8 protein-coding genes and 1 pseudogene are annotated in these 8,876 nt (G+C 67.5%); 5 read left to right on the top strand and 4 right to left on the bottom strand.

The window, feature by feature from the left end; translation table 11 throughout:
- From V7026_RS10175 to V7026_RS11470, 4 genes and pseudogenes are all read left to right on the top strand, one after another.
- Positions 1 to 444: tripartite tricarboxylate transporter substrate-binding protein (locus tag V7026_RS10175; RefSeq protein WP_443082348.1), on the top strand; the 444-nt coding region annotated here is incomplete at its 5' end.
- Between the two features lie 62 nt (positions 445 to 506).
- Positions 507 to 950, top strand: a complete 444-nt coding sequence (locus V7026_RS10170; RefSeq protein WP_334155265.1) for a tripartite tricarboxylate transporter TctB family protein — start codon at positions 507 to 509, stop codon at positions 948 to 950.
- 1 nt (position 951) lies between these two features.
- A pseudogene (locus tag V7026_RS10165) lies at positions 952 to 2,322 on the top strand (tripartite tricarboxylate transporter permease); the annotation flags it as partial.
- Positions 2,323 to 2,730: 408 nt separating this feature from the next.
- The gene (locus V7026_RS11470; protein WP_443082349.1) at positions 2,731 to 2,994 is read left to right on the top strand and encodes a DUF2339 domain-containing protein; all 264 of its coding nucleotides are present in this window, start codon (positions 2,731 to 2,733) and stop codon (positions 2,992 to 2,994) included.
- 222 nt (positions 2,995 to 3,216) lie between these two features.
- Here V7026_RS11470 and yaaA read toward each other — a convergent pair whose 3' ends face one another.
- From yaaA to V7026_RS10140, 4 genes are all read right to left on the bottom strand, one after another.
- Complete coding sequence (gene yaaA / locus V7026_RS10155; protein ID WP_334155264.1) at positions 3,217 to 3,993, bottom strand: peroxide stress protein YaaA; 777 nt, start codon at positions 3,991 to 3,993, stop codon at positions 3,217 to 3,219.
- A 54-nt stretch (positions 3,994 to 4,047) separates the two neighbouring features.
- Positions 4,048 to 4,641, bottom strand: a complete 594-nt coding sequence (locus V7026_RS10150; RefSeq protein WP_334155266.1) for a DUF3501 family protein — start codon at positions 4,639 to 4,641, stop codon at positions 4,048 to 4,050.
- 35 nt (positions 4,642 to 4,676) lie between these two features.
- On the bottom strand, positions 4,677 to 6,032 hold the full coding sequence (locus V7026_RS10145; protein WP_334155263.1) for a heterodisulfide reductase-related iron-sulfur binding cluster: 1,356 nt from the start codon (positions 6,030 to 6,032) through the stop codon (positions 4,677 to 4,679).
- Positions 6,033 to 6,195: 163 nt separating this feature from the next.
- Complete coding sequence (locus tag V7026_RS10140) at positions 6,196 to 6,618, bottom strand: rubrerythrin family protein (protein WP_043698586.1); 423 nt, start codon at positions 6,616 to 6,618, stop codon at positions 6,196 to 6,198.
- Positions 6,619 to 6,872: 254 nt separating this feature from the next.
- Between V7026_RS10140 and V7026_RS10135 the strand changes: the two genes are divergently transcribed.
- On the top strand, positions 6,873 to 8,876 hold a 2,004-nt coding region (locus V7026_RS10135; protein ID WP_334155262.1), incomplete at its 3' end, for a valine--tRNA ligase.

Here is an 8,876-nt window from a genome sequence, read left to right as displayed (position 1 = left end):
AGCTCACATGGCAACGGCTGCAGGGCCAGGCCTTGGGGAATTTTTCAACGGCCTGATAAAGATCTCAAGGGCCTGATGGCCGCCCTCAAGGAAGACCCCAGCAAGATCGTGCTGGGCGGCGCCCCGGTGCGCGTGCTCGCCGTGTACAGCAAGAAGCGCCTGACCGGCCGCCTGTCGGCCACCCCCACGGCCGAGGAGCAGGGCTTCGACATCCAGTGGCCCATCATCCGCGGCTTCTATGTCGGCCCCAAGGTGTCCGACGCCGACTACCAGTGGTGGGTCGCGGCCTTCAGCAAGGCCATGAGCGCCCCCGGCCTCGCGGCCCTGCAGCAGCAGCGCGGCCTCTTCCCCTTCGACATGGTGGGCGCCGAGCTCGACCGCTTCGTGAAGGAGCGCACCCGGGCCTACGCCGAGCTGGTCAAGGACTTCGGCCTGGCCAAGTAAGCCGTCACCGCCGGCTCCGCCAGGGGCCGGCCTCTCCCCCAGTGCCCTTTCGGGAGCCTGCCATGACCCTCAACGACCGTGTGCTGGGCGTCTTCGCCCCGCTCCTTGCCGCCCTGCTCGTCTGGCAGGGCTGGGGCCTTGCGGCCCCGTTTTCCTACGAACCCGTCGGCCCGCGCGCCTTCCCGCTGCTGTTGGCCGGCGTCATCGAGCTGTGCGGCCTGTGGCTGCTGGTGCACGGGCGCGAGCGGGCCGAGCCCAACCCGCCGGGGGCCAATGCGCGCATCGCCGCGATGGCGGCCCTGGTCGCCGGCTATGCGCTGGTCTTCGTGAGTCTGGGCTTCATCGTGGCCACCGCCCTGATGGCCGCCTTCGCCGGCCGCCTCTTCGGGGCTCTCTGGCACCAGTGCGCGATCGGGGGCGTGGGCCTGGGCGTGGGCCTGTACCTGCTGTTCGACAAGATCTTCGACGTGGTCCTGCCCACGGGCCTTTTCAGCTTTGGGGGCTGACATGGATGTCCTTCAACACCTGGGCCTCGGCTTTGGCGTGGCCTTCTCGCCGGTCAACCTGCTGGTGGCCGCCATCGGTGCCTTCCTGGGCACCATCGTCGGTGTGCTGCCGGGCCTCGGGCCCATCAACGGCGTGGCCATGCTCGTGCCCATCGCGTTTGCGATGAACCTGCCGCCGGAAACCGCCCTCATCCTGCTGGCGGCCGTCTACGTGGGCGCCGAATACGGCGGGCGCATCACCTCCATCCTGATCAACGTGCCCGGCGAGGCCGCCTCGGTGATGACCACGCTGGACGGCTACCCGCTGGCACGCCAAGGCCTGGCCAGCGTGGTGCTGTCGCTGTCGGCCTGGGCCTCCTTCATCGGCTCCACCGTGGCCATCCTGGGCATCGCGGCCTTTGCGCCGCTGGTGGCAAAATGGGCCCTGGCCTTCGCCCCGGCGGAGTACTTCATGCTGATGATCTTCGCCTTCTGCGCCTTGAGCAGCCTGCTGGGCGACAAGCCCGTCAAGGGGGCGTTGGCCGCCGCGATCGGTCTGGCGATCGCCAGCGTGGGGGTGGATGCCAACTCGGGCGTCTACCGCTACACCTTCGACCTGCCCGAACTCGCCGACGGCATCGACTTCGTCGTGGTCGTGATCGGCCTGTTCGCCATCGCCGAGATGCTGCAGATGCTGGAGAACCTGCTCACCGGTCACAAGGTCGAAGTGCCCCCTGGTGAGCGCAAGCTCTTCAACCTGAAGGAACTGCGCTTCACCTGGTGGACGACGATCCGTTCCTCGTTGATGGGCTTCGGCATCGGCGTACTGCCCGGTGCCGGCGCGAGCGTGGCCTCGGCCGTGGCCTATGCCAACGAGAAGCGCCTGCACGAAGGCAAGGACCCGGACGCCAAGTTCGGCAAGGGCGACCTGCGCGGACTGGCCGCGCCCGAGGCGGCCAACAACGGCGCGGCCACCGGCTCCTTCATCCCCATGCTCACGCTGGGCGTGCCCGGTTCGGGCACCACGGCGGTGATGATGGGCGCGCTCACGCTCTACAACATCACGCCGGGCCCCGTCCTCTTCGACGCCCAGCCCGCCCTCGTGTGGGGCCTGATCGCCTCGCTCTTCATCGCCAACGTGATGCTCTTCGTGATGAACGTACCCATGGTGAGGGTCTTCGCGTCGATGTTGGCGATTCCCGGCTGGTTGCTGGTGCCAGGCATCCTGGCGATCAGCTTCATCGGCGTGTACGCGCTCAGTTCCAGCACCTTCGACCTGCTGCTCATGGTGGGCATCGGCGTGATCGGCTACTTCCTGCGCAAGATGGGCATGCCCATGGCGCCCATGGTACTGGGCGTGGTGCTGGGCAACCTGATTGGGTCGAGGCTTCGCCTGATCACGCCCAGGCCCTCCCCACAATGCCCGCGCACCCGCACACAATGCAAAGCACGGGGAGGGATCGATGTCCTGGATCGGATTGACCATTGGCCTGGTGGCCCTGGGGGCCCTGATGGGAGTCCTGCTCGCGCGGCTGTACCGCCGGATCGACCTGCTGGAGCAGCAGCTCAGGCTCCTGCAGCCCGCTCGGATCCCCGAAGCCGCACCTCCCATGGTCCAACCGACGGCCATACCTGTACCGGCGCAGCCCCCCGCGCCACCACCCAAGGCCGCCACGAACGAAGACGGATTCGAGGACTGGGCCGCAACGGTGCCCCCACGCTGCCTCACAGCCCGTCTCCCCCGCGGGTCGCGGACGCACCGCCCACACCAACCCCGCCCCTCGAACCCGACGAACGCAGCTTGGCCGTCACCGCCTCGCTCGCCCAGACCGCCCCGGCCTGGCTACGTGGTGGCAACACCATCGCGCACGTGGGCGTGCTGATCCTCTTCCTCGGCGTGGCCTTCCTGCTGCGCTACGCGGCCGAACATGCCCTGCTGCCCATCGAGCTGCGCCTGGCCGACGTGGCACTCGGTGGCGTGGGACTCGCCGTCATCGGCTGGCGCCTGCGCGAACGCCGCCGTGGTTACGGCCTGAGCCTGCAGGGGGCAGACCCACGGCGGTGAACAGCGTCACCTGCGTGTCTCCGGTGACGCCACTGGGCGCGGCGCCGTCCAGCGGTGCGTGATCTACGATGGCGTTCGCGCCGAGCGTATCCCCGACTGCACCGCCCAGCAGACAACCGGTGAAGCGCGCAAGCATTTCGCGACGGACCACCGAGGATTTTTTGTTTTTGTTGACAACGCCCCCCTAACCACGACAACAGATCATCCTCTGCCGATTCACCCTTACGCATTTCGCTCGTCGCGCCGGAACACCAGCCGATCGGACGCGGAGACCTCCGGCGCGTAGCGGTAGCCCTCGCTGTCGAAGCCTTGCAGCGTCTCGACGTCGGCGGCGCGGTGCAGCGCGGCCCAGCGCGTCATCAGACCGCGCGCGCGCTTGGCCAAAAAGCTGATGACCTTGTAGCCGCTGCCGCGCCGCTCTTCGAAGACGCAGGTGACGACGCGCGCGCGCAGCGCCTTGGGGTCGACCGCCTTGAAATACTCCTCGCTGGCCAGATTCACGACGAGGTCGTCGTCTTGCGCCGCGCGCTGCGACAGGTAGTCAGCGATGCGCGTGCCCCAGAACTGGTACAGGTTGCGCCCGCGCGGCGTGACCAGGCGCGTGCCCATCTCCAGCCGGTACGGCTGCATCCAGTCCAGCGGGCGCAGCACGCCGTACAGGCCGCTCAGAATGCAAACGTGGCGCTGCAGCCAGTCCAAGTCGTCCGGGCCCAAGCTGCGCGCATCCAGCCCCTCGTAGACGTCGCCGTTGAAGGCCAGGATCGCCTGTTTGCTGTTGTGCGGGCCGAATTCGGGCTGCCACGCCTGGTAGCGCGCCACGTTGAGCTGCGCCAGCGCGTCGCTCAGGTCCATCAGCTCGGCCACCTCCTGCGGCGACTTTTGCCGCAGGACGGCGATCAACTCGGCGGCCTGCTCGACGAACAGCGGCTGGGTGGCCACTGGGGTGGTGGGCGGCGTGTCGTAATCCAGCGCCTTGGCGGGGGACAGAAGGAACAGCATCGGTGCGGGGCCTCCGGGCCGCGATGATACCGGCGCCGGCATCGTGGCGCCGGATCAGTCGGCCAGATCCCCCGCGAGACTGGCCAGCGTCTCCGGCGTGATCGTCACGTGCGCCGGGTAGTGGGTGTGGTCGCAGCCCAGCTTGACCGAGGCGCCGGCCTTGATCGCCGCGCGCATCGCCGGCGTGAACTCAAAACGCAGGAAATGGACCGCCGAGGTCTTGTCGGGCGTCTCGCGGTCCAGGTCCTCGTCGGCGATCGCGTAGACGCGGCCGTGGCCTTCGACCTCGACGAACATGCGATCCTCGATGCCGATCAGACGCGCCAGCTCGCGCCGGCGCTCGTGGATATCCGGGTACTCGATCATCATCGTCGCCTTCCAGTTGGTGCCGTCGGGCACCAGCGGGGCGTAGGCGTCGATCTCGTCTTGGATGCCCTCCTCCTCGAAGATTTTTTCGATACGCAGCATCTCCTGGATCTGGTAGCGCATCGACAGCTCGCTCTCGAACTGCACGGTGACGTGCTCGCCCAGGTGCACGGTGCGCAGCTTGCGGTGCGCGATCACCTCGCCCTTGTGCGCCTTGCGCCATTTGGCATAGGCCTCCAGCGGCATCAGCGTCTCGCGCGTGATCTGGCCGGTCAGTTGCATCGTGGTAATCATGGTGGCTTGCGAAATCAGGTGGGTCAGGGGTTCTTCAGGCCGTAGGCTGTGGCCAGCATCGTCAGCGGATGCATCAGCTTGGAGGCGCCAAGCTGGTTGACCTCGAAGCCCTGGGCGATGTGGTGGCCGCCCAGCGGGCAGTCCGAGCCGACCACATCCGGCGCGCCGCCACCCTTGTGCTGCGCCATGCTCTTGAACACCGGCTTGCCGATCTTCATCGCCACGGGGTGCGTGGCCTTCTTGACGCCGTAAGTACCCGCGTGGCCGCTGCAGCGCTCCAGCGTCTGCACGTCGGTGTCGGGGATGAGCTTGAGGATCTCCTCGGTCTTGCGCCCCATGTTCTGCACGCGGCTGTGGCACGGCACCTGATAGCTGACTTTGCCCAGCCCACGCTTGAAGTCGGTGCGCAGCAGGCCGTCGCGCCGGCGGGCGCTGAAGTACTCGAATGGATCCCACATCGCCTCCTTGACGAGCTGCACGTCCGGGTCGTCCGGAAACATCAGCGGGATCTCCTGCTTGAACATCAGCGTGCAGCTCGGCACCGCCGACAGGATGGCGTAGCCGTCGCGCGCGTAGCGCGCCAGCACCGGGATGTTGGCTTGCTTGGAGGCGGCCACCGACTCCAGATCACCCAGTTCCAGTTTGGGCATACCGCAGCAGCGCTCCTTCTCCACCAGGGTGTAGGGGATGCCGTTGTGCTCCAGGATCGCCAGCAGGTCCAGCCCGATGCCGGGCTCGTTGTAATTGACGTAGCAGGTGGCAAAAATGGCCACCTTGCCCGGCGTTCGCTCGCCGTCGACCACCTGCGCGGCGTGCGAGGCGGGCGCGGCGCGGCGCAGCGTCTGGGTCGCCAGCTCCGGCATCCAGGCGTCGCGGTGCACACCCAGCACGTTTTCCATCAACGCGCGCGCCGGCTTCGTGCGGTTGATCGCGTTGACGGTCTGCACCACCACCGGGATGCCGGCCAGACTGCCGTGCACGTCGGTGGAGGCGAGAAATTTTTCCACCGCCTTGACCTCGCCCTTGCGGAACTTGATCGCCTTGGCGCGCAGCATCGTGTGCGGAAAGTCCAGGTTCCACTCGTGTGGCGGCGTGTACGGGCACTTGGTCATGTAGCAGAGGTCGCACATGTAGCACTGGTCGACCACCTTCCAGTAGTCGGCCTTGTCCACACCGTCGAGCTCGCCAGTCTTGCCCTCGTCAATCAAATCGAACAGGGTCGGAAACGCCTGGCACAGGCTGACGCAACGGCGGCAGCCGTGGCAGATGTCGAAGATGCGCTCCAGCTCCACGAAGCACTGGGCTTCGTCATAGAAATCGGGGTTGCGCCAATCTAGCGGATGGCGCGTGGGGGCTTCCAGGTTGCCTTCGCGGGCCATCGTCGGTCTCCTCACCTCATATGGGGCCGGGGCGCGCGTCGCGCAGGCGGCCTCTCTTGTTGCTTTTCCTGCGTCCGCTGGCCGCCGCCGTGCGGGCCGGGAGCCGAGCGGCGGCGGGGGCGGCCCCCACGGGGCCGCCGGTCACAGGGCGGACCAGGACGGGTCAGTCGACCAATTCGGCCAGCGCCTTGGCGTAGCGGTTGGCGTGCGAGCGCTCGGCCTTGGCCAGCGTCTCGAACCAGTCGGCGATCTCGTCGAAGCCTTCCTCGCGCGCGGTCTTGGCCATGCCCGGGTACATGTCGGTGTACTCGTGCGTCTCGCCGGCGATGGCCGACTCCAGGTTCTGGCGCGTGGTGCCGATCGGCATGCCGGTGGCGGGGTCGCCGGCCTGCTCCAGGAACTCCAGGTGGCCATGCGCGTGGCCCGTCTCGCCCTCCGCGGTGGAGCGAAACAGCGCCGCCACATCGTTCTGGCCCTCCACGTCGGCCTTGTTGGCGAAGTACAGGTAACGGCGGTTGGCCATCGATTCGCCCGCGAAGGCGTCCTTCAGGCACTGCTCGGTCTTCGAACCCTTGAGTTGCGGCATGGTCATCTCCTGGTCAGGTGGTTCACGAAAACGCCGCCGTGTCCGCCAACCTGCAGGCCGGTCGGCACGGCAGACTTGGCAACCTTAGAGCCATTTGCCCGCGCCGTCCAGTCAGCGTGTTCAATGCATTGCATTGAATCCGTCAATGTTTCGGGTAAACCCCATTTCGGGGGGCCGCCGCCTACAATTCCACGCTTGTTGCCGGGGTCCGACCGCGTCCCGCGGGGTCCCCTTACCGCACCCGAGAATCACCCATGTCTGAACCCGTCCAGCAACCGGGCCTGCAGAGCCTGTCCAAATCGTTCGAGCCCGCCGCCGTCGAGCGGCGCTGGGGCCCCGAGTGGGAAGCGCGCGGCTACGGCCGCGCCGGCTGGCGCGGCACCGGCCAGCCCCGGGCGGATGCGCCATCGTTCGCCATCCAACTGCCGCCGCCCAACGTCACAGGCACGCTCCACATGGGGCACGCCTTCAACCAGACCATCATGGACTCGCTGACGCGCTATCACCGCATGCGGGGCCACAACGCCGTCTGGATTCCGGGCACCGACCATGCCGGCATCGCCACGCAGATCGTGGTGGAGCGGCAACTGCAGGCCCAGGGCATCAGCCGGCACACGATGGGCCCCACCCCCGAGGAGGCGCGCAAGAACTTCGTCGCCAAGGTGTGGGAGTGGAAGGAAAAAAGCGGCAACACCATCACCCAGCAAATGCGCCGCATGGGCGACAGCGTGGACTGGAGCCGTGAGTACTTCACGATGGACGAGCGGCTCTCCAAGGTCGTCACCGAAACCTTCGTGCGGCTGTATGAGCAGGGCCTGATCTACCGCGGCAAGCGGCTGGTCAACTGGGATCCGGTGCTGATGAGCGCGGTGTCGGACCTGGAGGTCGAAAGCGAGGAGGAAGACGGCTTCCTGTGGCTGATCGCATATCCGCTGGTCAGCGGCGTGGGACAGCTGGTGGTGGCCACAACCCGGCCCGAGACGATGCTGGGCGACGTGGCGGTGATGGTGCACCCCGAGGACGAGCGCTACCGCCACCTGGTCGGCCAGCGCGTGCGGCTGCCGCTGTGCGAGCGCGAGATTCCCATCATCGCCGACACCTACGTCGATCCGGCCTTCGGCACCGGCGTGGTCAAGGTCACGCCGGCGCACGACCCCAACGACTACGCCGTCGGGCAACGCCACCAGCTGCCGCTGATCAACATCTTCCACCTCGACGCGACCGTCAACGACCAGGCGCCGGCGGCCTACCGCGGGCTGGACCGCTTCGAGGCGCGCCGCCGCATCGTCGAGGACCTGCGCGCCGCCGGATTGCTGGTGGAGGTGAGAAAGCACCGCCTGATGGTGCCGCGCTGCGCGCGCACCGGCCAGATCGTCGAGCCGATGCTGACCGACCAGTGGTTCGTCGCCATGACCAAGGTCAGCCCGCAGGACCCCACCGGCAAGAGCATCGCGCAGAAGGCCATCGACGCCGTGGCCAGCGGCCAGGTGCGCTTCGTGCCGGAGAACTGGGTCAACACCTACAACCAGTGGATGGCCAACATCCAGGACTGGTGCATCAGCCGCCAGCTCTGGTGGGGCCACCAGATCCCGGCCTGGTATGACGCCGAGGGCAACGTCTACGTCGCACGCAGCGAGGCCGAGGCGCGCGCGCAGTTCGAGGCTTACGTCGCGCACCTGGGGCCCGAGCAGCGCGCGCCGCTGCTGGAAGCGGGCCTCAAACGCGACCCGGACGTGCTGGACACCTGGTATTCCAGCGCGCTGGTGCCGTTTTCGACGCTGGGCTGGCCCGAGGCCGCCGAAGGCGCAGCCGGCGCCGCGAGCGACTTCGACCTCTACCTGCCCAGCACCGTGCTGGTGACGGGCTACGACATCATCTTCTTCTGGGTGGCGCGCATGATCATGATGACCACCCACTTCACGGGGCGGGTGCCGTTTCGCCACGTCTACATCCACGGCCTGGTGCGCGACGCGCAGGGCCGCAAGATGAGCAAGTCCGAAGGCAACGTGCTCGACCCGGTGGACCTGATCGACGGCATCGACCTGCCGGCGCTGCTGGACAAGCGCACCACCGGCCTGCGCAAGCCCGAGACCGCCCCCGCGGTGCGCAAGGCGACCGAAAAGGAATTCCCCGACGGCATCCCGGCCTACGGGGCCGACGCGCTGCGTTTCACCTTCGCGGCGCTGGCCAGTCTTGGCCGCTCCATCAACTTCGACAGCAAGCGCTGCGAGGGCTACCGCAACTTCTGCAACAAGCTC

The organism is Tepidimonas sp. (genome assembly GCF_036825565.1).
Taxonomy (GTDB): Bacteria; Pseudomonadota; Gammaproteobacteria; order Burkholderiales; family Burkholderiaceae_C; genus Tepidimonas.
The sequence above is the reverse complement of the archived record's forward strand: the minus strand, read 5'-3'. Positions and strand labels throughout refer to the sequence as shown.

Bases quoted from the DNA above. Each gene is read 5' to 3' on its own strand.
- V7026_RS10170 (WP_334155265.1), top strand. From the start codon at position 507: ATGACCCTCAACGACCGTGTGCTGGGCGTCTTCGCCCCGCTCCTTGCC.
- V7026_RS10145 (WP_334155263.1), bottom strand. From the start codon at position 6,032: ATGGCCCGCGAAGGCAACCTGGAAGCCCCCACGCGCCATCCGCTAGAT.
- yaaA (WP_334155264.1), bottom strand. From the start codon at position 3,993: ATGCTGTTCCTTCTGTCCCCCGCCAAGGCGCTGGATTACGACACGCCG.
- V7026_RS10150 (WP_334155266.1), bottom strand. From the start codon at position 4,641: ATGCAACTGACCGGCCAGATCACGCGCGAGACGCTGATGCCGCTGGAG.
- V7026_RS10140 (WP_043698586.1), bottom strand. From the start codon at position 6,618: ATGCCGCAACTCAAGGGTTCGAAGACCGAGCAGTGCCTGAAGGACGCC.